The organism is Hydrogenophaga sp. YM1, assembly GCF_016903055.1.
GTDB classification, from domain to species: domain Bacteria; phylum Pseudomonadota; class Gammaproteobacteria; order Burkholderiales; family Burkholderiaceae_C; genus Hydrogenophaga; species Hydrogenophaga borbori.
The window spans coordinates 1,783,655-1,801,802 of record NZ_CP070223.1 but is presented as its reverse complement, the minus strand read 5'-3'; the positions used below and the strand labels follow the sequence as shown (position 1 = coordinate 1,801,802).

Annotated in this window: 21 protein-coding genes, 1 tRNA gene and 3 riboswitches; of the genes, 12 read left to right on the top strand and 10 right to left on the bottom strand. The window is 69.9% G+C overall.

Annotated features, from left to right (window positions below; translation table 11 throughout):
* Positions 1 to 6: 6 nt before the first annotated feature.
* The 6 genes from JNX00_RS08630 (at position 7) to JNX00_RS08605 (ending at position 4,072) form a co-directional block, all read left to right on the top strand.
* Entirely contained in the window at positions 7 to 990 is a 984-nt protein-coding gene (locus JNX00_RS08630; protein WP_070398118.1) for a tripartite tricarboxylate transporter substrate binding protein, read from the top strand.
* Positions 991 to 999: 9 nt separating this feature from the next.
* Positions 1,000 to 1,323 carry an NIPSNAP family protein gene (locus tag JNX00_RS08625; RefSeq protein ID WP_070398119.1) on the top strand — a complete coding sequence of 108 codons (324 nt, stop codon included), beginning with the start codon at positions 1,000 to 1,002 and terminating at the stop codon, positions 1,321 to 1,323.
* A 22-nt stretch (positions 1,324 to 1,345) separates the two neighbouring features.
* Positions 1,346 to 2,719 carry an MFS transporter gene (locus tag JNX00_RS08620; protein ID WP_204744697.1) on the top strand — a complete coding sequence of 458 codons (1,374 nt, stop codon included), beginning with the start codon at positions 1,346 to 1,348 and terminating at the stop codon, positions 2,717 to 2,719.
* Positions 2,720 to 2,739: 20 nt separating this feature from the next.
* Entirely contained in the window at positions 2,740 to 3,597 is an 858-nt protein-coding gene (locus JNX00_RS08615) for a sulfurtransferase (protein WP_204744696.1), read from the top strand.
* A 27-nt stretch (positions 3,598 to 3,624) separates the two neighbouring features.
* A tRNA-Gly gene (locus tag JNX00_RS08610) sits at positions 3,625 to 3,698 on the top strand.
* 77 nt (positions 3,699 to 3,775) lie between these two features.
* On the top strand, positions 3,776 to 4,072 hold the full coding sequence (locus JNX00_RS08605; RefSeq protein WP_204744695.1) for an I78 family peptidase inhibitor: 297 nt from the start codon (positions 3,776 to 3,778) through the stop codon (positions 4,070 to 4,072).
* A 16-nt stretch (positions 4,073 to 4,088) separates the two neighbouring features.
* On the opposite strand, the gene JNX00_RS08600 is transcribed toward JNX00_RS08605, so the two are convergent.
* Both JNX00_RS08600 and gltS read right to left on the bottom strand, forming a co-directional pair.
* A complete protein-coding gene (locus tag JNX00_RS08600; protein WP_204744694.1) occupies positions 4,089 to 4,517 on the bottom strand; it encodes a hypothetical protein in 429 nt (142 codons plus the stop codon).
* A 127-nt stretch (positions 4,518 to 4,644) separates the two neighbouring features.
* Positions 4,645 to 5,874 carry a sodium/glutamate symporter gene (gltS, locus tag JNX00_RS08595; protein WP_204744693.1) on the bottom strand — a complete coding sequence of 410 codons (1,230 nt, stop codon included), beginning with the start codon at positions 5,872 to 5,874 and terminating at the stop codon, positions 4,645 to 4,647.
* Positions 5,875 to 6,000: 126 nt separating this feature from the next.
* Between gltS and JNX00_RS08590 the strand changes: the two genes are divergently transcribed.
* On the top strand, positions 6,001 to 7,842 hold the full coding sequence (locus JNX00_RS08590) for an integrin (RefSeq protein ID WP_204744692.1): 1,842 nt from the start codon (positions 6,001 to 6,003) through the stop codon (positions 7,840 to 7,842).
* Here the strand turns inward: JNX00_RS08590 and JNX00_RS08585 are convergent.
* The 3 genes from JNX00_RS08585 to JNX00_RS08575 form a co-directional block, all read right to left on the bottom strand.
* Positions 7,836 to 8,420: a TMEM165/GDT1 family protein gene (locus JNX00_RS08585; RefSeq protein ID WP_070398136.1), complete on the bottom strand. Its 585-nt coding sequence runs from the start codon at positions 8,418 to 8,420 to the stop codon at positions 7,836 to 7,838. The genes JNX00_RS08590 and JNX00_RS08585 overlap by 7 nt on opposite strands.
* A 5-nt stretch (positions 8,421 to 8,425) precedes the next feature.
* Positions 8,426 to 8,605: riboswitch (yybP-ykoY riboswitch) on the bottom strand.
* A gap of 26 nt (positions 8,606 to 8,631) precedes the next feature.
* A complete protein-coding gene (locus tag JNX00_RS08580) occupies positions 8,632 to 9,267 on the bottom strand; it encodes a 3-oxoacid CoA-transferase subunit B (RefSeq protein ID WP_070398137.1) in 636 nt (211 codons plus the stop codon).
* A gap of 2 nt (positions 9,268 to 9,269) precedes the next feature.
* Entirely contained in the window at positions 9,270 to 9,971 is a 702-nt protein-coding gene (locus tag JNX00_RS08575) for a CoA transferase subunit A (RefSeq protein ID WP_116957639.1), read from the bottom strand.
* A 94-nt stretch (positions 9,972 to 10,065) separates the two neighbouring features.
* Between JNX00_RS08575 and JNX00_RS08570 the strand changes: the two genes are divergently transcribed.
* Positions 10,066 to 10,620 (top strand): PAS and helix-turn-helix domain-containing protein, encoded by a 555-nt coding sequence (locus tag JNX00_RS08570; protein ID WP_070398139.1) that lies wholly within the window; start codon positions 10,066 to 10,068, stop codon positions 10,618 to 10,620.
* Between the two features lie 6 nt (positions 10,621 to 10,626).
* Here the strand turns inward: JNX00_RS08570 and JNX00_RS08565 are convergent, their stop codons facing one another.
* Complete coding sequence (locus JNX00_RS08565; RefSeq protein ID WP_204744691.1) at positions 10,627 to 11,595, bottom strand: Bug family tripartite tricarboxylate transporter substrate binding protein; 969 nt, start codon at positions 11,593 to 11,595, stop codon at positions 10,627 to 10,629.
* A 35-nt stretch (positions 11,596 to 11,630) separates the two neighbouring features.
* Entirely contained in the window at positions 11,631 to 12,017 is a 387-nt protein-coding gene (locus JNX00_RS08560; RefSeq protein ID WP_070398141.1) for a carboxymuconolactone decarboxylase family protein, read from the bottom strand.
* 113 nt (positions 12,018 to 12,130) lie between these two features.
* On the opposite strand from JNX00_RS08560, the gene JNX00_RS08555 reads away from it, so the two are divergent.
* Together JNX00_RS08555 and JNX00_RS08550 are read left to right on the top strand one after the other, a co-directional pair.
* Positions 12,131 to 12,712, top strand: a complete 582-nt coding sequence (locus JNX00_RS08555) for a peroxidase-related enzyme (protein WP_070398142.1) — start codon at positions 12,131 to 12,133, stop codon at positions 12,710 to 12,712.
* 113 nt (positions 12,713 to 12,825) lie between these two features.
* On the top strand, positions 12,826 to 13,122 hold the full coding sequence (locus JNX00_RS08550; RefSeq protein WP_070398143.1) for a DUF5666 domain-containing protein: 297 nt from the start codon (positions 12,826 to 12,828) through the stop codon (positions 13,120 to 13,122).
* Between the two features lie 49 nt (positions 13,123 to 13,171).
* Here the strand turns inward: JNX00_RS08550 and JNX00_RS08545 are convergent, their stop codons facing one another.
* From JNX00_RS08545 to JNX00_RS08535, 3 genes are read right to left on the bottom strand one after another with little or no spacing between them, the layout of a single operon-like run.
* Positions 13,172 to 13,594: an acyl-CoA thioesterase gene (locus JNX00_RS08545; RefSeq protein ID WP_070398144.1), complete on the bottom strand. Its 423-nt coding sequence runs from the start codon at positions 13,592 to 13,594 to the stop codon at positions 13,172 to 13,174.
* Positions 13,591 to 14,571: a DMT family transporter gene (locus tag JNX00_RS08540; RefSeq protein WP_239478286.1), complete on the bottom strand. Its 981-nt coding sequence runs from the start codon at positions 14,569 to 14,571 to the stop codon at positions 13,591 to 13,593. The genes JNX00_RS08545 and JNX00_RS08540 overlap by 4 nt, the downstream gene beginning before the upstream one ends.
* On the bottom strand, positions 14,572 to 15,354 hold the full coding sequence (locus JNX00_RS08535; RefSeq protein ID WP_070398146.1) for an SDR family oxidoreductase: 783 nt from the start codon (positions 15,352 to 15,354) through the stop codon (positions 14,572 to 14,574).
* A 134-nt stretch (positions 15,355 to 15,488) separates the two neighbouring features.
* On the opposite strand from JNX00_RS08535, the gene JNX00_RS08530 reads away from it, so the two are divergent.
* Both JNX00_RS08530 and JNX00_RS08525 read left to right on the top strand, forming a co-directional pair.
* On the top strand, positions 15,489 to 17,174 hold the full coding sequence (locus tag JNX00_RS08530) for an electron transfer flavoprotein-ubiquinone oxidoreductase (RefSeq protein WP_204744689.1): 1,686 nt from the start codon (positions 15,489 to 15,491) through the stop codon (positions 17,172 to 17,174).
* Positions 17,175 to 17,307: 133 nt separating this feature from the next.
* The gene (locus JNX00_RS08525) at positions 17,308 to 17,814 is read left to right on the top strand and encodes a hypothetical protein (protein WP_204744688.1); all 507 of its coding nucleotides are present in this window, start codon (positions 17,308 to 17,310) and stop codon (positions 17,812 to 17,814) included.
* Between the two features lie 69 nt (positions 17,815 to 17,883).
* Positions 17,884 to 17,980, top strand: a riboswitch (glycine riboswitch).
* Positions 17,981 to 17,992: 12 nt separating this feature from the next.
* Positions 17,993 to 18,096, top strand: a riboswitch (glycine riboswitch).
* Positions 18,097 to 18,148: the final 52 nt, after the last annotated feature.

The following is an 18,148-nucleotide window of genomic DNA, read 5'->3' as shown; positions in this document are numbered from 1 at the left end:
AAGCCCATGACACCCACGATCCCGCGCCGCCTGGCAGCGCTGGCGCTGCTCGGCGCCGGCCTCGCGCTCTCCAGCCCCTTTGCCCTGGCCAGCGACCCCTGGCCGAGCAAGGCCATCCGCATCGTCGTGCCCTACGCGCCGGGCGGCATCGGCGACATCGTCGCCCGCATGATCCAGCCCGTCCTGCAGGACGAGCTCAAGCAGCCGGTGATCATCGAGAACAAACCGGGCGCCGCCGGCAGCCTGGGCACCGAGTTCGTGGCCAAGGCCCCGCCCGATGGCTACACCCTGCTGCTGGCGCTGGCCGCGCCCCAGACCCTGAACCAGTACATCTTCAAGGTCGGCTACGACGGCGTGAAGGACTTCGCGCCCATCACGCTCATCAACACCAACCCCCTGGTGCTGATGGTCAACCCCTCGCTGCCGGTGACCAACCTCAAGGAGTTCATCGCCTACGCCAAGGCCAACCCGGGCAAGCTCAACTTCGGCGGCGCCGGCGGGCTCACGCAGTTCGCGGGCGAGATCCTGAAGCACCAGGTGGGCATCAACATGGTCCACGTGCCCTACCGCGGCGGCGCGCCCGCCGTGGCGGCGGCCGCGGCCGGCGACGTGCACCTGAGCTTCGCCAACTACTCCGACGCCTTGACCTGGATGCAATCGGGCAAGCTGCGCGCCATCGCGCTGACCACGGCGCGCCGCTACCCGCAGACGCCCGACATCCCCACCATCGCCGAATCGGGCGTGCCCGGCTTCGACGTCACCGGCTGGAGCGGCCTGTTCGCGCCGGCCGGCACGCCACCCGCCATCGTCGAGCGCATCGCCAACGTGCTGCGCCCGGCCCTGCAGACGCCGGCCATGCGCAAGCGCATGGAAACCGTGGGCGCCGAGCCCGGCGGCAACTCGCCCGCCGAGTTCGCCAAGCAGGTGGCGGACGACGCGCGCAAGTGGTCGGAGTTCGTCAAGACCAGCGGCATCCAGGTCACCCAGTAAGCTCTTCCCATGATCCACGAACTCAAACGCTACGAGGCCGCGCCCGGCCAGGGCCCGGCCCTGCGCGAGCGCTTCGCCCGGCTCACCATGCCCCTGTTCCAGCGCCACGGCATCACCCTGCTGCATTGCTGGGAGCCTGAGGGCGAGCCCGACACCTTCGTCTACCTGGTGGCCTTCGCCGACGCGGCCGCCAGCGAGGCCGCCTGGAAGGCCTTCGGCGCCGACCCCGACTGGAAAGCCGGCAAGGCCGCCAGCGAGGCCAACGGCCCGCTGCTGGCGCGCCAGACCACCACGGTGCTGCGCCCCAGCGCCTTCTCGCCCGGCGCGCACTGAGCCGCCCGGCCACCCGCTGCCCATGAACGCGCGCCTGCTGCCCCTCACCGTGGGGCTGGCCTTCTTCATGGAGCAGCTGGACTCGACCATCATCGCGCCGGCCATCCCCGACATCGCGGCCAGCCTGGGCGTGGACCCGCTCAGCCTGAACCTCACGATGACGGTCTACCTGCTGTGCAGCGTGGTCTTCATCCCCACCGGTGACTGGCTGGCCTCGCGCTTTGGCACGCGCACCGTGTTCCAGGCCGCACTGGCCGTGTTCGCGCTCAGCTCGCTGATGTGCGCGCTGGCCACCAGCCTGCCCCTGCTGGTGGCGGCGCGCGCCCTGCAGGGCGCCTCGGCCGCGCTGATGGTGCCGGTGGGCCGCACGTCCATCGTGCACGTCACGCCCAAGCCGCAGCTGGTGAACGCGCTGGCCTGGATGATCACGCTGGCCATGGCCGGCCCCATGCTGGGCCCGCCGCTGGGCGGCCTGCTCACCACCTGGCTGTCGTGGCACTGGGTGTTCCTCATCAACGTGCCCATTGCGCTGCTGTGCCTGCTGGGCTCGCTGCGCGCCTTCCCGCAGATCCGGCAGGCGGCCGACGGCCGCTTCGACCCACTGTCCTGGCTGCTGCTCGGCGGCGCGCTCGCCATCGCCATCGTTGTGCTCGAAGGCCTGCGCGAAGGGCGCTGGAGCGGGGCCTTGTGGCTGGTGCCGATGGCCGCGCTCGGCCTGGCCTACGGCTGGCGCCACCGCCGCGCGCGCCTGCCCATGCTCGACTTTTCGCTGTTGCGCGTGCCCACCTTCGCGGCCTCGTTCTGGTCGGGCTCGCTGCTGCGCGTGGGCTACGGCGCCCTGCCCTTCCTGCTGCCGCTCATGCTGCAGCTGGGCCTGGGCTACACGCCGGTGCAAAGCGGCCTGGTGCTGCTGGCCGCCGGCCTGGTCGCCATGCTCACCAAGACACAGACCACGCCCATGCTGCGCCGCTGGGGCTTTCGCCGCGTGATGCTGGCCAACGGCAGCCTGTGCGTGGCCGGTCTGCTGGTGTGCGCGCTGTTTCGCGAATCCTGGGGCCTGGGCGCCATCGCGCTGGCCGTGTCCATCGCGGGCTTCTTCCGCGCGGTGCAGTTCAACGCGGTGGCGGCCATCGCCTACGCCGAACTGCCGCCGGCGCGCATCGGCGCGGCCACCACGCTCAACACCATGGTCTGGCAGCTCGCCATCATGGTCGGCATCGCGCTGTCCTCGGTGGTGGTGTCGCTGGCGGCGCGCGGCGCCGGCCGGGCCGAGGCCGCGCCGGTCGACTACGGCATCGCCTTCCTCATGCTCGCCCTCATCGGCGCCCTGGCCACGCCCGCCTGCCTGCGCCTGCCGCGCGACGCGGGCAGCCAGCTCAGCGGCCACAAGGCCTGACCCTCCCTCTGCGTTTCGCCATGAACCACACCACCCTGATCAGCGCCGACGACCTGGCCGCCGCCCTGCGCTCGCCGAACCCGCCCACCGTGCTCGACTGCAGCAGCGACACCAGCGATCCCGAGATCGGGCGCCGCGCCTACGAGGCGGGCCACATCCCCGGCGCCCACCACGTGCACATGGGGCGCACGCTGTCCGGCCAGCGCACCGGCGACAACGGCCGCAACCCCTTGCCCGAGCCCCTGGTGTTCCTGCAGGCCATGAGCGCGCTGGGCATCGGCACCGACACGCGGGTCGTGGCCTACGACAACAGCGGCGGCGTGTACGCCTCGCGCCTGTGGTGGATGCTGCGCTGGATCGGCCATGGCGCGGTTGCCGTGCTCGATGGCGGCCTGGGCGCCTGGAAGTCCGCGGGCCAACCGGTGACGGCGGAAGTGCCGCCACGCCCCACGCCCGCGGCGCTGAAGGCCCGCCCCTCGCTCGCCACGGCGGCGGACCATGGGCAGCTGCGCGCCAACATCGACGCGCCGCGCTGGCTGGTGCTGGACGCACGCGCGCCCGACCGCTTCCGCGGCGAGAACGAAACCCTGGACCCCCAGGGCGGCCACATCCCCGGCGCGCGCAACCGCCTGTTCCGCGACAACCTGCAGGCCGACGGCCGCTTCAAACCGGCGGCCACGCTGCGCGCCGAGTTCGAGGCCGTGCTGGATGGCCACCCACCCGAGGCCGTGGTGAACCAATGCGGCTCCGGCGTCAGCGCCTGCCACAACCTGCTGGCCATGGAGATCGCGGGCCTGGGCGGCTCGATGCTCTACCCGGGCTCCTGGAGCGAGTGGTGCAGCCGGCCCGGCGCGCCCATCGCCACCGGGGCGGCCTGAGCGCGGGACGCTAGAATCCGCCCCGATGCGGGTGTAGTTCAATGGCAGAACGGCAGCTTCCCAAGCTTCATACGAGGGTTCGATTCCCTTCACCCGCTCCACCACCGTCTGCCGCGAGCGCTGTCGCGCCATCCGCGATGCCCGCCGCTCGCCGCCACCTGAGCCGGGAGGCCTTGCCATGAAGCTGAAACCGCTCGCCACCGGCGCCGCCGCACTCACCGTCCTGGGCCTCGTGGCCTGCCAAAGCCCCATGCCCAGCGCACCAGCCACCCCGGGCGCCTGCCGGCCCGATGCCGCGCAAGCGCTCGCCGGCAAGGACCGTGTCAGCGACGACCAGGCCCGCCAGCTCACCGGCGCAAGCCTGGTGCGGCAGATTGCCCCCGGCCAGCCCGTGACCCTGGACTACCGCCAAGAGCGGGTCACGATCGAGACGGACCCCAAGACCGGCAAGATCGTCCGCGCCTTCTGCGGCTGAACGCGGCCGGGCCACCTCAGTAGGCCGTGGCGGACGGCAGGTTCTCCTCCCGCAGCTCCGACAGCCATTCCTCGAACGCCGCCAGGTTGCGGCGGGCCGGCGCTTGCCGGGCCTCGCGCGCCGGGCGCACCAGCGCCGCGGCCTGTTCCAGGGCGGCAATGAGCGACAGCACGCGAAAGCCCGCCTCCAACTGCACCGGGCAGGCACCCCAGGCCAGCCCCGGGGTCGGCCCGACGCACAGGTTCACCAGCTGGGCGCCTCGCGGCGGTGGGCCATGGCACACCAGCACCTCGGCATCGGCCGGGCGCACCAGCGCCCATTGCGTGGTACTGCGCGCCATGGCGATCGGGAACAGGGCCGCGAACCGCACCCGAACCGCCTCGGGCAAGGCATGGACACCGATCCTGATGGGCGTTTTGATGGGCGTTTTGCTGGGCGCTTGCATGGCGTGGTCGCTGGAAGCCGTGAGGTCTGCACCTTATGCCCACACCCCCTACCCGTACATCGTTTGGATGCTCTACATCCGAATGCCTAGGCGCCCCCCGCGCCCCGTCAGCGGCCGCCCGCGCCAGCTAGCGCGCCAGCACCCCGATCACCAGCGCGTTCACCAGGTCGATGAAGAAACCGCACACCAGCGGCACCACGAGGAAGGCGCGCGGCGCGGCGCCGTACACCCGCACGATGGCGCTCATGTTGGCGATGGCCGTGGCCGTGGAGCCCAGGGCAATGCCACCAAAGCCCGAGCAGATCACCGTGGCCTCGTAGTCGCGCCCCATGCAGCGGAACACCACGAGCGCCGTGAAGCCCACGGCCAGCACGATCTGCAGCGCCATGACCGTGGTCATGAACACCATCACCGGCTCCAGCACCCACAGCTGAAGGCCCATCAGCGCCATGGTGAGGAACAGGCCCAGGCTGACGTCGCCGATCAGCGCCACGCCCAGGCGCATGCCGCTCCAGTCCCAGAGGCGCTCGCCGTTCGGTGACAACCACTGCCCCAGTCCGCGCAGCGCGATGCCCGCCATCAGGCAGCCCACGAAGCCCGGCAGCTTCAGGCCCGTGAGCGCCACCAGAGAGTTGAGGCCCTCGCCCAGCATGAGCGCCAGGTTGAGCCACAGCAGGGCCAGCAGCACGCCCTGGTAGTCCAGCCGCGCGTGCGGCTCGTCCTGGTAACGCAGGCCCACCTCCACCTCGGCCGCGCCCGAGGGCGCGATGCGGTGGCGCCGCATCAGCCAGGCGGCCATCGGCCCGCCCACCAGACAGGCCGCCACCATGCCCACCATGTTGGCCGCCAGGCCCAGTTCGCCGGCCTCGGCGATGCCCAGGGTTTCGGTGAAATGCGGCATCCAGGCCAGCGTGGTGCCGACGCCGCCGGTGAGCGAGATGGAGCCCGCCATCAGGCCCGCGCGCGGGTCCATGCCGAAGGCGCCGGCCACCGCCATGCCCAGCCCGTTCTGCAACAGCATGAAGCCGCTGGCCAGCGCCAGCAGCACCAGCAGCGGGCGGCCGCCCTCGCGCAGCGTGCGCACGTCCGTGCCCATGCCGATGGCGGCGAAGAAGTACAGCAGCAGCATGTCGCGCGCGCCCAGCGTGAAGACCATGCGCACGTCCAGCAGGTAGTACAGCGCGCACACCACAAGCGCACAGAGCATGCCGCCCACCACCGCTTCCGGGATGTTGAAGCGGCGCAGCCACTCGTACCGCCGCATCAGGCCCTTGCCGATGAACAGCAACAGGATGGCCAGCGTCAGCGTGACGAAGGCGTCGATCTCGTGCGTGGTGCGCCAGTGCGGGGGAAGCATGGAACCGATGCTAGCCAAAAGGGCGGCCGATGCCCCGGCACAGCCCTCACTAGGCCGTCCGGTGAATGGCTTTCCGTCGGGGTTTTTCTTTCAATGCCCTTCTCTTTTCCCATCGGGGCCATCGAGATGAACACGTTCAAAAGGTACTTGTCTTGCGCGACCGTGTGGACGGCCGCTTGCCTCCTGACCGCCTGCGGCGGGCATGTCGTCGATGGCGGCGGATCGCCATCGGATGGCGGAGGCGGCTCTGCGGCGCTGAGCCTCACGCCGCAAAGCGTCAAGACCTTTCACTTCAGTTGGGCCGAGGTGGCCGGCGCCACCAGCTACGTCCTGCTTGAGGACCCGGACGGCCAGTCGGGCTACACGGCCGTGGCCACCCTGCCCGCCGGCACCCGCGCGTACGACCACGAGGTATTTCTGCCGGCGCGCGTCAATGCGCGCTACGCGCTGCAGGTCTGCAACGCCAACGGCTGCGCCAACCGCGCCAGCGTCGACGCCAGCGGGCATCTCGCGGGCGCCATCGGTTACGTGAAGGCCTCCGCACAGAGCCAGAACATGGGCTTCGGCGCCCGTGTGGCAATGTCCGGCGACGGGAACACCCTGGCCGTGGGCGCCAGCGGGGACGGCAGCGACGCCACGGGCACGACCGGCACACCCGACCCGCTCAACCACGGCTCCCCCAACAGCGGCGCGGTCTACGTGTTCGCGCGCAGCGGCAGCGGCTGGGTGCAGCAGGCCTACCTCAAGGCGTCCAACCACGACGCGGGCGACATGTTCGGCGACCATCTGGCCCTGTCCGCCGATGGCACGGTGCTGGCCGTGAGCGCTGTGGGCGAAGACGGGTTCTCCAACAGCGTCGCGAACCCAGACCCGGTCGACAACAGCGCGCCCAACGCGGGCGCCGTCTACGTGTTCCGGCGCAGCGGCGCGGCCTGGAACCAAGAGGCCTACGTGAAGGCCTCCAACGGCGAGGCGGGCGACGCCTTCGGCAGCGGCCTCGCCCTCTCGGGCGACGGCACCACCCTCGCGGTGGGCGCGCCTTCCGAGCAAAGCAACGCCACGGGCATCAACGGCAACCAGCACACCAACAACGGCCCGGACTTCGGCGCCGTCTACGTCTTCGTCCACAACGGCATCGGCTGGGCGCAACAAGCCTATGTGAAGGCCTCCAACGCCGACAGCGGCGACCTGTTCGGCGCGTCGGTCGCGTTGTCCAGCGACGGCAACGTCCTGACCGCGAGCGCCCCGGGCGAAGACGGCTTCTCCAACGGCGTCGCCAACCCCGACCCAGCCGACAACAGCGCGCCCAACGCGGGCGCCGTCTACGTGTTCCGGCGCGGCGGCACGGCCTGGAGCCAGGAGGCCTACGTGAAGGCCTCCAACGGCGAAGCGGGCGATGCGTTCGGCATCGGTCTCGCTCTCTCGGGCGACGGCACCACCCTCGCGGTGGGCGCGCCCGCCGAACAGAGCGGCGCCACCGGCCTCAACGGCAACCAGCACGTCAACAACGGCCCAGACTTCGGCGCCGTCTACGTCTTCACCTACAACGGCACAGGCTGGGCGCAGCAGGCCTACGTGAAGGCCTCCAACGCCGGCAGCGGTGACCAGTTCGGTGTGTCGGTCGCGCTGTCCAACGATGGCAACGCCCTGGCGGTGGGGGCGTGGCAGGAGGGCAGCCATGCCGCGGGCCTCAACGGCATTCAAACCGACAACAGCCTCGCTTACAGCGGCGCCGTCTACACCTTCGCCCGCCAGGGCAGCACCTGGGCGCAGCAGGCCTATGTGAAGGCGTCCAACCCGGACGCGAACGACCAGTTCGGCGGCAGCGTGGCGCTGGGTGGCGGCTCGGGCGGCCGCCCCCTGACACTGGCGGTGGGCGCGGTCAACGAATCCAGCAGCGCCACCGGCGTCAACGGCAACCCGGCCGACAACAGCGTCGCCGGTAGCGGGGCCGCCTACCTCTACTGAGCGCCGGTCAAGGCCGGGCCCGCTCCCAGCAGGGCGAGCACACCCAGCACCGCGAAGATCAGCGCCGCGACCGCGTGCACCAGCTTGATGGGCACGCGGCGCGTGATCGCTTCGCCGAAGAACACCACCGGCGCGTTGGCGATCATCATGCCCAGCGTGGTGCCGATCACCACCGCGAACAGGGGCTCATACTGCGCGCCGAGGGCGATGGTCGCGATCTGCGTCTTGTCGCCCATCTCGGCCAGGAAGAAGGCCCAGGCCGTGGCGGCGAACACGCCCAGTCCGCGCGAAGCCTTCACCTCGTCGCCATCCAGCTTGTCGGGAATCAGCATCCACGCCGCCATGGCGATGAAGGACAGGCCCAGCACCCAACGCATGGCCACAGGCCCCACGGCGGCCATGACCCAGGCCCCGGCCGCGCCCGCGAGCGCGTGGTTGAGCAGGGTGGCCACGAGAATGCCCGCGACGATGGGCCAGGGCTTCTTGAACCGCGCGGCGAGCACCAGCGACAGCAATTGCGTTTTGTCGCCCATTTCGGCGAGCGCGACGATGCCGGTGGACAGGAGGAAAGCTTCCAAGGGGGGACTCCAACGGCCGGCGAACAAACCAAAGACCGCAGCGCCTCCCCGGCGCGTGCGGAGGCGGTGCGGTCAAAGGTCTTGCCAGGCTGGAAGGCTGCTCGCGCCATGGCCTGCGGGCCAAGTCTGTTGACGCGAGCCCCGGCGCGTGGCGCGCCGGGCGGCTACTCCCCAATGACGGGTGCGGGCGGGAGTATACCCGCCATGCGCATCAGACCAGGGTGACGCCGGTCTTGGACTGGATGAACTCGCGCGTGACGCCGGGCGCCAGCTCCACGAGCTTCAGGCCCTGCGGGGTCACGTCCATCACGCCCAGGTCGGTGATGATGCGGTCCACCACGCCCACACCGGTGAGCGGCAGCGTGCACTGCGGCAGGATCTTCAGGTCCTCGCTGCCGTCCTTCTTCTTCGCCACGTGCTCCATCAGCACGATGACGCGCGGCACGCCGGCCACGAGGTCCATGGCGCCGCCCATGCCCTTGACCATCTTGCCCGGGATCATCCAGTTGGCCAGGTCGCCCTTCTCGCTCACCTGCATGGCGCCCAGGATGGACAGGTTGATCTTGCCGCCGCGGATCATGGCGAAGCTGTCGTGGCTGCCGAAGATCGACGAGCCCTTGATGGTGGTCACGGTCTGCTTGCCGGCGTTGATGAGGTCGGCGTCGACCTGGTCTTCCGTGGGGAAGGGGCCGATGCCCAGCATGCCGTTCTCGCTCTGCAGCCACACCTCCTTGGTGCCGGTGTGGTTGGCCACCAGCGTGGGGATGCCGATGCCGAGGTTGACGTAGAAGCCGTCCTCGAGCTCTTGTGCCGCGCGCGCGGCCATCTGGTCTTGGGTCCAGGGCATGGTCAGGCCTTTTCGGTGATGGTGCGCTTCTCGATGCGCTTCTCGGGATTCGGGTTGTGCACGATGCGGTGCACGTAGATGCCCGGCAGGTGCACCTCATCGGGGTGGATGGCGCCGGTCTCGACGATCTCCTCCACCTCAACGATGCAGACCTTGCCCGCCATGGCCGCGGCCGGGTTGAAGTTGCGCGCGGTGTAGCGGAACTGCAGGTTGCCGCTCTTGTCGGCGCGGTGCGCCTTCACCAGCGACACGGCCGGCACCAGCGAGCGCTCCATCACATACGTCTCGCCATCGAACTCACGCAGCTCCTTGCCCTCGGCCACGATGGTGCCGACGCCGGTCTTGGTGAAAAAGGCGGGGATGCCCGCGCCGCCGGCGCGCAGCTTCTCGGCCAGCGTGCCCTGGGGCGTGAACTCCAGCTCCAGTTCACCGGCCAGGTACTGGCGCTCGAACTCCTTGTTCTCGCCCACGTAGCTGCTGATCATCTTCTTGATCTGGCGCGTGTCGAGCAGCTTGCCCAGGCCGAAACCGTCCACGCCCGCGTTGTTGGAGATGACGGTGAGGTTCTTCACGCCGCTGTCGCGCAGGGCGTCGATGAGCGCTTCGGGAATGCCGCACAGGCCGAAACCGCCCACGGCCATGAGCTGGCCATCGGCGACCACGCCCTGGAGCGCCGCGGCCGCGCTGGGGTAGATTTTGTTCACGGGGATTGCCTCCGGGGAGTCGTGCTGGGGAATGCGGGAAAGCGCAACGATACTACGTAGCGGATTACGTAGTATTTCGTAAAGGGCAACCACGATGGACATCGACTACCGACTGGCCTTCGACCTGGCCCCCGTGGGGCTGGCGCTGTCGCGCGAGCGCTTCATGGTCGACTGCAACCAGGCCCTGTGCGAGATGTTCGGCGCCACGCGCGAGCAGCTGGTGGGCCAGAGCTTCCAGATCCTCTACCCCAGCGCCGACGAGTACGAGCGCCTGGGCGCGCGCATGGCGCCGCTGCTGGGCCGCAGCGGCACCTACGCCGACAACCGCCTCATGAAGCGCGTGGGCGGCCGCCAGGCGGGCGAGATTTTCTGGTGCCACGTGACGGGCCGCGCGGTGGACCGCGGCGCGCCGCACGCGGCGGGCATCTGGAGCTTCGAGGACCTGAGCTCGCACCGGCCGGTGCGCGCCGAACTGACGGCGCGCGAGCGCGAGGTCGCCGCGCTGATCATGGACGGGCTCACCAGCAAGCAGATCGGCAAGCTGCTGGCCATCAGCCACCGCACGGTGGAGGTGCACCGCGCGCGCCTGATGCGCAAGTACCAGGCGCACAGCACGCCGGACCTGGTGCACCGGCTGATGGCGGGCTGAGGGGCCTCACTGCGGCTGGTAGCCGCTGTCCTTGATGATGCGGGCCCAGACCTCGCGGTACGCGGCCTCGCGCTTGCCGAGTTCGGCGCCGCTCATGTAGCCCACCGTCAGGCCCATGGCCGAGAGCTTCTGGCGCACGTCGGGCAAGGCAATCACCTTCTGGACCGCTGCGCCGAGTTTGTCCACGGCCGCCGCCGGTGTGCCGGCGGGCGCGAAGATGCCGTAGTACGGCATGTCCTCGAAGCCCTTGATGCCCAGCTCGCTGAAGGTGGGCACCTCGGGCAACGCGGCCTGGCGCTGGGTGCCCATCACGGCCACCACGCGCAGCTTGCCGGCCTTGTGGTTTTCAATGAAGTCGGGCACCGAGCCCACGCCCGCCGGGATCTGGTTGCCCAGCATGTCGCCCATCATGGGCGCGCTGCCCCGGTAGGGCGCGGCCACCAGGTCCAGACCGTACCGCTTGCCGATCACCTGCACCGCGAACTGGGGCGTGGAGGCCGGCGCCGGAATGCCCACGGTGGCCTTGCCGCCGGCGGCCTTCACGCTGTCGATCCAGGCCCTGAAGTCGCGCGCGGGCGTGCCGCCCGACAGCGCCACCGCGTTCACGAAGGTGGCGAAGCCGGCCACGGGCACGAAGTCCTTCGCCGGGTCGAAGCCCGGGTTCTTCATGGTCAGCGGCAGGATGCTCACGCTGTGGTCGTGGCTGAGGAACACGGTGCTGCCGTCGGCCGGCGCGGCCTTCAGGGCCTGGCCCGCCAGCTGGCCGCCCGCGCCGGGCTTGTTGTCCACCACCACCGCCTGGCCCAGCTCGGGCTGCAGCTTCTCGGCCAGGATGCGCGCGATGGCGTCGGTGCCGCCGCCGGGTGGGAAGCCCACCAGGATGCGCACATTGGACTGGGCCTGTGCCAGGCCGGTGCCCAGGGCCAGGGCGGCCAGCAGCGCCACGCGGCGGGTCAGGGGGAACGATCGCGACATGGAAAACCTCCGGTAGAAAAGAAAGGACGAAAACTTCAGCGCGGCTCGCCGTCGACCACGCTGGCGGCGGTTCGAAAGGCGTCCACGGCGGTGGGGATGCCGCAGTACACGGCGGCGTGCAGCAGCACCTCCTGCAATTCCTCGGGCGTGGCGCCGTTGTTGAGCGCGCCGCGCACGTGGCCCTTGAGCTCGTGCTGCTTGCCCAGGGCGGTGAGCATGGCCACGGTGATCAGGCTGCGGGTCTTGCGGTCCAGCACGCCACGCTGCCAGACGTCGCCCCAGGCGCGGCGCGTGATGTGGTGCTGCATGGGCTCGGTGAACGGGGTCATGCTCCCCAGGGCGCTGGCCACGAAGGCCTCGCCCATCACGTCGGTGCGCGCGGCCAGGCCGCGCTGGAATTCGGGGTCGTCGGGCAGGTTCATGCGGGCTCCGTGGGTTCAGGGCGGCGCAACGATACCGCACCACGCGCGCGCGGCGCGTCCGGCGGCTCGGGGATACTGGTGGCCGTCGACACCCCCAGCACAGGAGACACGCCATGGCCCGCTACCCCTTGCCCGACCTCAACAGCCTGCCCGAAGACATCCAGGCCCGCATCCGCGAGGTGCAGGAAAAATCGGGCTTCGTCCCGAACGTTTTTCTCGCGTTCGCGCGACGCCCGGCGGAATGGCGCGCCTTCTTCGCCTACCACGACGCGCTCATGCTCAAGGAGACGGGCAGCCTCAGCAAGGGCGATCGAGAGATGATCGTCACCGCCACCAGCGCGGCCAATCAGTGCCTCTACTGCGTGGTGGCGCACGGCGCCATCCTGCGCATCTACGAAAAGAAGCCCCTGGTGGCCGACCAGGTGGCCGTGAACCACCGCAAGGCCGACATCACGCCGCGCCAGCGCGCCATGCTCGACTTCGCGCTCAAGGTTTGCGAGCGCTCGCACGAGGTGGATGAGGCCGATTTCCAGGCCTTGCACGCGCATGGCTTCGACGACGAGGACATCTGGGACATCACCGCCATCACGGCCTTCTTCGGTCTGTCCAACCGCATGGCCAACGTCACGGGCATGGCGCCCAACCCCGAGTTCTACCTGCTCGGGCGCGTGCCCAAGGCCAAGCCGGCGGCCTGAGCCCCTGTAGGACAAGGCCCCCTTTACGGGCCGATACCGCCAGGCAACCAAAAAAAACGGAACACCCGGCGGCCGGGCGTTTCAATACCTCGTCATCACTTCGGAGGTTCACCATGCCGCTCAGCCACACGTTCCGCGTCCGCGCCTTCCTGCTTGCCTCGGCCCTCGCCCTGGGTGTGGGCGCCGCGCACGCCGAGGATCTGAAAGGCCGCATCCAGTCCATCGACCACAGCGCGCGCAGCTTCACGATCAACAGCGAAGTGGTCTACGTCACCGACAAAACGGACTACGAAAACGACTACAAGCGCTTCGAAGACCTGCGCGAGGGCCACTACGTGGAAGTGGACATCAAGCGCCGCGACGGCCGGCTGTACGCCGACGACATCGAGTTCAAGAAGAACAAGCAGTGAGCGCGCGCGGCCGCCGCGGCACGGCCACGGCGCGGCCAGCCACCCCGGGTCAGCCTTCCAGGTGCTGGCGCAGGCTGTCCGGGATGGGCGCGGACTTCTGCTGAGGGAAGTTCACCCACACCGTGGTGGCGCCGCCCGAGGCGTAAACCGTCTCGGGGTCGTCGGCGCGCGTGAGCGTGCACCAGCTCTCGAAGCTGGTGCGGCCGGTGTCGCTCACGTACATGGTGGCGATCACCTCGCCAGGGAATTCCAGCTGCTTGTGGAAGGTGCAGAAGGCATTGACGATCACCGGCCCCTCGCCGCGCGGATCGGGCTGGCAGCCGATGGACTGCATCCACTCGATGCGGATGGTTTCGAGGTAGCGGAAATAGACCGTGTTGTTCACGTGGCCCATCGCGTCCATGTCGCCCCAGCGGATGGGGATGCGCATGCGGTGAACCTGTTTCTTCTTCTCGGGCAGTTCGAATTTCATCGGTGGGCTCGGATGGAGGCAAGGATGCCCAGCACGAACAGCGCGCACGCCAGCCACTGCATGGCGACCGGCCACTGCCCGTTCCAGGCGAAGGTGTAGAGCAGGCCGAAGACGGTCTCGCTCACGATGAGTTGTCCGGCCAGGCTGGGGCTCAGGCGCCGGCTGGCCATGTTCCACAGCACCGAGGCCACCCAGGCCGCGCCGATGCCGGTGACCAGGCACACCGCCACAAACAGGCCGAAGCGCGGCTGGGCGACGAGTTCGGCCGGTGCGCTGCCCGCCACCGCCGCGATGCCCAGCGCCCCCAGGCCGGCGGCCACGCCCAGCCAGTTGGCCCACAGCGTGGAGTTCACCTCGGGGTGGCGCGCCAGCCAACGCGCGTTGAGCAGGCCGTAGGCCGTCCAGGAAGCGGTGGCCAGCAGCGCGAACGACACGCCCAGCCACAGCCTGGAGCCGGCGCCGGCCTCCCCGCCATGCGCGCTGGCACGCACCATCAAAGCGATGCCCGCGGCCGTCAGCAGCAGCCCGGGCAGCAGCGCGCGCCAGCGCAGGCCCTGCGGCTTGCCCAGCAGCATCACCCACAGCGGGATGGTGCCAATGATGAGCACCGGCAGCGCCGCGCCCGCCGCCTGGATGGCCAGCACCAGCAGCAGGTAGTAGCCCGTGTAGCCCAGCAGGCTCAGGCCCAGCGCGGCCCAGGCCTGGGGCGCCGTGGGCCAGCGCGCGCCCCCGCGCAGCGCGGCCCACAGCAGCAGCGCCAGCGACAGCAGACCGCAGGCGAGGAAGCGGCCCACCGTGAGATCGACCGTGCCGAACTCGGGCAGCACCAGCGGCGCCACGAAGGTGGTGCCCCAGAAGGCGCCGGCGCCCAAGCCGGCAAGCAGGCCCAATCCAGAAACACCGAGGAACCGGCTCTGCCGGGCCGCCGGTGTTGCCCCCTGGGGGGTGACGCCGAAGGCGGCGCGGGGGGATTCCATCTAGGCGCCAAAGCCGTCGTCGGCGGCGATCACCGCGCCGTTCACGAAATGGCTCTCGTTGGCGCACAGCATCACCAGCAGCGCATCGAGGTCGCTCGCCTGACCCAGGCGCTTGCGCGGCGTCATCTCGATGAGCCTCTTGCCCTGCTCGGTCTTCCAGTGCTCGTGGTTGAGCTCGGTGTCGATGTAGCCCGGGCAGATGGCGTTGACGTTGATGCCGAAGCGGCCCCATTCCACCGCCATGGCCTTGGTCATCTGCACCACGGCGGCCTTGCTCATGCAGTACACGCCGATCTGCGGCAGCACCTTCAGCCCCGCCATGGACGCGATGTTGACGATGCGCCCACCGACGAAGGTGCCCGGCGCCGCGCCCTTGGCGCGCGCGATCATGCGCTTGCCCACCTCCTGCGCAACAAAGAAGGCGCCCTTGGTGTTGGTGTCGAAGACGAAGTCGTAGTCCGCCTCGTCCACGTCCTGCAGGCGCTGCGTGGTGCTCACGCCCGAGTTGTTGACCAGGATGTCGATGGGCCCGACCTCGGTCTCGGCGTGCGCGATGGCGGCCTTGATGGAGGCCATGTCGGTCACGTCCAGCGCCACCACGTGCGCCGCGCCGCCGCTGGCCTCGATGTGCGCGCGCAGGTTCATGAGGCGGTCGGTGCGGCGGCTGGCCAGCACCACGGCGGCGCCGGCCTGGGCCAGGGTTTTGGCGAACTGCGCGCCCAGCCCGCTGGACGCGCCGGTGACCAGGGCCACGCGGCCCGACAGGTCGAGGGTGTAGGCCATGCTCAGTCTCCCCAAATGTGAACGGTCGTTCGATTTTGTGCGGTCGCCGCATAAAATGCGGTCCGCTCCGGGACACGAGCCCTTCGCAAAGGAGGGTGGCCGGAGGTTGCCAAACATTATGAGCGAGACCCCCCATGACGCATGATCAGATCCTGGCCCAGTTCGGTCCCCGCGAAGCCATGGAGTACGACGTGGTCGTGGTCGGCGCCGGCCCGGCCGGCCTGTCCACCGCCATCCGACTGAAGCAGCTGGCCGCCGAGCAAGGCAAGGAGGTCAGCGTCTGCGTGCTGGAGAAGGGCTCCGAACCCGGCGCGCACATCCTCTCGGGCGCGGTGATGGACCCGCGCGCCATCAACGAGCTGTTCCCCGACTGGAAAGCGCGCGGCGCGCCGCTGAACCAGCCCGTCACGGGCGACGACCTGCTCATGCTCAGCGAGACGGGGTCGAGCCGCACGCCCGATTTCCTGATGCCGCGCAACTTCCACAACGAGGGTTGCTACGTCATCAGCCTGGGCAACGTGGTGAAGTGGCTGGCCGAGCAGGCCGAGGCCCTGGGCGTGGAGATCTTCCCCGGCTTCACCGCCGCCGAGGTGCTCTACAACGACGACGGTTCCGTCAAGGGCGTGGCCACGGGCAACCAGGGCATCGGCAAGGACGGCGAGCCCACCGAAGCCTTTCAGCTCGGCATGGAGCTGCACGCCAAGTACACCGTGTTCGCCGAGGGCGCGCGCGGCCACCTGGGCAAGCAGCTCATCGCCAGGTTCGACCTCGACAAGGGCAAGGACCCGTCGAGCTGGGCCATCGGCGTCAAAGAGCTGTGGGAGGTTCCGGCCGACAAGGCCAAGCCCGGCCTGGTGGTGCACACCGCCGGCTGGCCCATGACGGACGACACCTTCGGCGGCGGCTTCCTCTACCACCTGGAGGACAACAAGGTCACGCTGGGCTTCGTCATCGGGCTGGACTACAGCAACCCCTGGCTCTCGCCCTTCGAGGAGATGCAGCGCTGGAAGACGCACCCGGCGATCAAGGCGCACATCGAAGGCGGCAAGCGCCTGGGCTACGGCGCGCGCGCCATCAACAACGGCACGCCGCAGGCCATGCCCAAGACGGTGTTCCCCGGCGGCGCGCTGGTGGGCTGCGACGCCGGCTACCTGAACGCCGCGCGCATCAAGGGCAGCCACGCGGCCATCAAGAGCGGCATGCTCTGTGCCGAGGCGGCCTTCGAGGCCGTGACGGCCGGCCGTTCGAGCGACGAGCTCTCGGCCTACCCCGCGGCCTTCGAGAAGAGCTGGCTGCACGAGGAGCTCTGGCAGACCCGCAACTTCAAGGCCTGGTTCAAGAAGGGCCCGACCATCGGCAAGCTGATGACGGGCATCGAGCAGTGGTTCCTGCCCAAGATCGGCGTGAGCGCGCCGCCCTGGACCCTGCACCGCGACAAGCCCGACCACGAGTACCTCAGGCCCGCGGACCAGATGCCCAAGATCGCCTACCCCAAGCCGGACGGCGTGCTCAGCTTCGACCGCCTCTCCAGCGTCTTCGTCTCCAACACCAACCACGAGGAGAACCAGCCCGCGCACCTGACGCTGAAGAACAGCACGGTGCCGGTGCAGGTGAACCTGGCGAAGTACGCGGGCCCGGAAAGCCGCTATTGCCCGGCCGGCGTGTACGAGTTCGTGAAGACCGATGCGGGCGAGGACCGCCTGCAGATCAACGCGCAGAACTGCGTGCACTGCAAGACCTGCGACATCAAGGACCCGACGCAGAACATCGTATGGGTGACGCCCGAAGGCGGCGGCGGGCCCAACTACGCGGGCATGTGAGGCGGGGACGTGTGACGTCCCTCACGCGATCGCCACGAAGCCGCCCCCGGGCGGCTTTTTCACGCCCGCGTGACACGCGAGCGTCATGTGCCCCGCCCAGAGTGCGGCGTCCACCGCCGCCTGCGCACCGCCCATGCTCATCAAGACCGACAAAGGCCGCACCGAATTGCTCCCGGGCCATCGCTCGCTGGGCCAGCGCGAGCGCGCCATCCTGCTGGTGGCCGATGGCCGCAAGTCCACCGATTCGCTCAACGCCCTCTTCCACGGCGAAGGCCGCGCCATGGTGGAGGCGCTGCTGGCCGACGGCTACCTGATCGACGAAGCCCCGGCCGCGCCGCCCGCGCGCCCGGTGCCGCCGCCACCGCGCGGCTCGGTGGACACCTTCAGCGGGCCGCGCTCGCTGGCCAGCGCGCGCATGTTCCTGTTCGATCTGTCCGACCGCATGTTCGCCGCGCGCGACCGCGCCCTGGCCGACCGCTTCCGCCAGGCGCTGCGCGAGGCGCGCGACGCCGCGAGCATGTTGGCCGTGGGCCAGGACATGCTCACCGAGATCGAGCGTGTCGCGGGCGCCGAGCGCGCCGCCTCGATCAGTGAGCGCCTGGCCAAGGTGCTGCCCGAGACCGCCCCGCAGGACGCCTGAGCGCGCCCTCGCGCCCCTGAGGACGCCGGGCGGCGTTGTCCGTGCGCGCCGGGTTCCCGGCTAGAATCCGCCGCATTGTCAGGAGAGCGTTCCCCCGGGGAACCGCCGAAGGCGCAGGGGCCGGACCAGGCCCCGAACGCTCAGGCAAAAGGACTGGCAAACGCCCGCCACCCGGCGGGCGATCCCCCCTGGAGAGAGGCCCCACCCGATGGGGTCCACCGAAGGAGCAAGCGTGGCATCGCCCGCGTGAATCTCTCAGGTAAAGCGGACAGTGGGGCAGCGCACGGATGAACCCGTGTCCCGCCCCGCGAGGGGCCTGCCCCCGCCAGAGAAC

Excerpts from the sequence above, each read along its gene's own strand:
- JNX00_RS08630 (WP_070398118.1), top strand. The coding sequence starts at position 7 with ATGACACCCACGATCCCGCGCCGCCTGGCAGCGCTGGCGCTGCTCGGC.
- JNX00_RS08625 (WP_070398119.1), top strand. The coding sequence starts at position 1,000 with ATGATCCACGAACTCAAACGCTACGAGGCCGCGCCCGGCCAGGGCCCG.
- JNX00_RS08620 (WP_204744697.1), top strand. The coding sequence starts at position 1,346 with ATGAACGCGCGCCTGCTGCCCCTCACCGTGGGGCTGGCCTTCTTCATG.
- JNX00_RS08615 (WP_204744696.1), top strand. The coding sequence starts at position 2,740 with ATGAACCACACCACCCTGATCAGCGCCGACGACCTGGCCGCCGCCCTG.
- JNX00_RS08605 (WP_204744695.1), top strand. The coding sequence starts at position 3,776 with ATGAAGCTGAAACCGCTCGCCACCGGCGCCGCCGCACTCACCGTCCTG.
- JNX00_RS08600 (WP_204744694.1), bottom strand. The coding sequence starts at position 4,517 with ATGCAAGCGCCCAGCAAAACGCCCATCAAAACGCCCATCAGGATCGGT.
- gltS (WP_204744693.1), bottom strand. The coding sequence starts at position 5,874 with ATGCTTCCCCCGCACTGGCGCACCACGCACGAGATCGACGCCTTCGTC.
- JNX00_RS08590 (WP_204744692.1), top strand. The coding sequence starts at position 6,001 with ATGAACACGTTCAAAAGGTACTTGTCTTGCGCGACCGTGTGGACGGCC.
- JNX00_RS08580 (WP_070398137.1), bottom strand. The coding sequence starts at position 9,267 with ATGCCCTGGACCCAAGACCAGATGGCCGCGCGCGCGGCACAAGAGCTC.
- JNX00_RS08570 (WP_070398139.1), top strand. The coding sequence starts at position 10,066 with ATGGACATCGACTACCGACTGGCCTTCGACCTGGCCCCCGTGGGGCTG.
- JNX00_RS08565 (WP_204744691.1), bottom strand. The coding sequence starts at position 11,595 with ATGTCGCGATCGTTCCCCCTGACCCGCCGCGTGGCGCTGCTGGCCGCC.
- JNX00_RS08560 (WP_070398141.1), bottom strand. The coding sequence starts at position 12,017 with ATGAACCTGCCCGACGACCCCGAATTCCAGCGCGGCCTGGCCGCGCGC.
- JNX00_RS08555 (WP_070398142.1), top strand. The coding sequence starts at position 12,131 with ATGGCCCGCTACCCCTTGCCCGACCTCAACAGCCTGCCCGAAGACATC.
- JNX00_RS08550 (WP_070398143.1), top strand. The coding sequence starts at position 12,826 with ATGCCGCTCAGCCACACGTTCCGCGTCCGCGCCTTCCTGCTTGCCTCG.
- JNX00_RS08545 (WP_070398144.1), bottom strand. The coding sequence starts at position 13,594 with ATGAAATTCGAACTGCCCGAGAAGAAGAAACAGGTTCACCGCATGCGC.
- JNX00_RS08540 (WP_239478286.1), bottom strand. The coding sequence starts at position 14,571 with ATGGAATCCCCCCGCGCCGCCTTCGGCGTCACCCCCCAGGGGGCAACA.
- JNX00_RS08535 (WP_070398146.1), bottom strand. The coding sequence starts at position 15,354 with ATGGCCTACACCCTCGACCTGTCGGGCCGCGTGGCCCTGGTCACCGGC.
- JNX00_RS08530 (WP_204744689.1), top strand. The coding sequence starts at position 15,489 with ATGACGCATGATCAGATCCTGGCCCAGTTCGGTCCCCGCGAAGCCATG.
- JNX00_RS08525 (WP_204744688.1), top strand. The coding sequence starts at position 17,308 with ATGCTCATCAAGACCGACAAAGGCCGCACCGAATTGCTCCCGGGCCAT.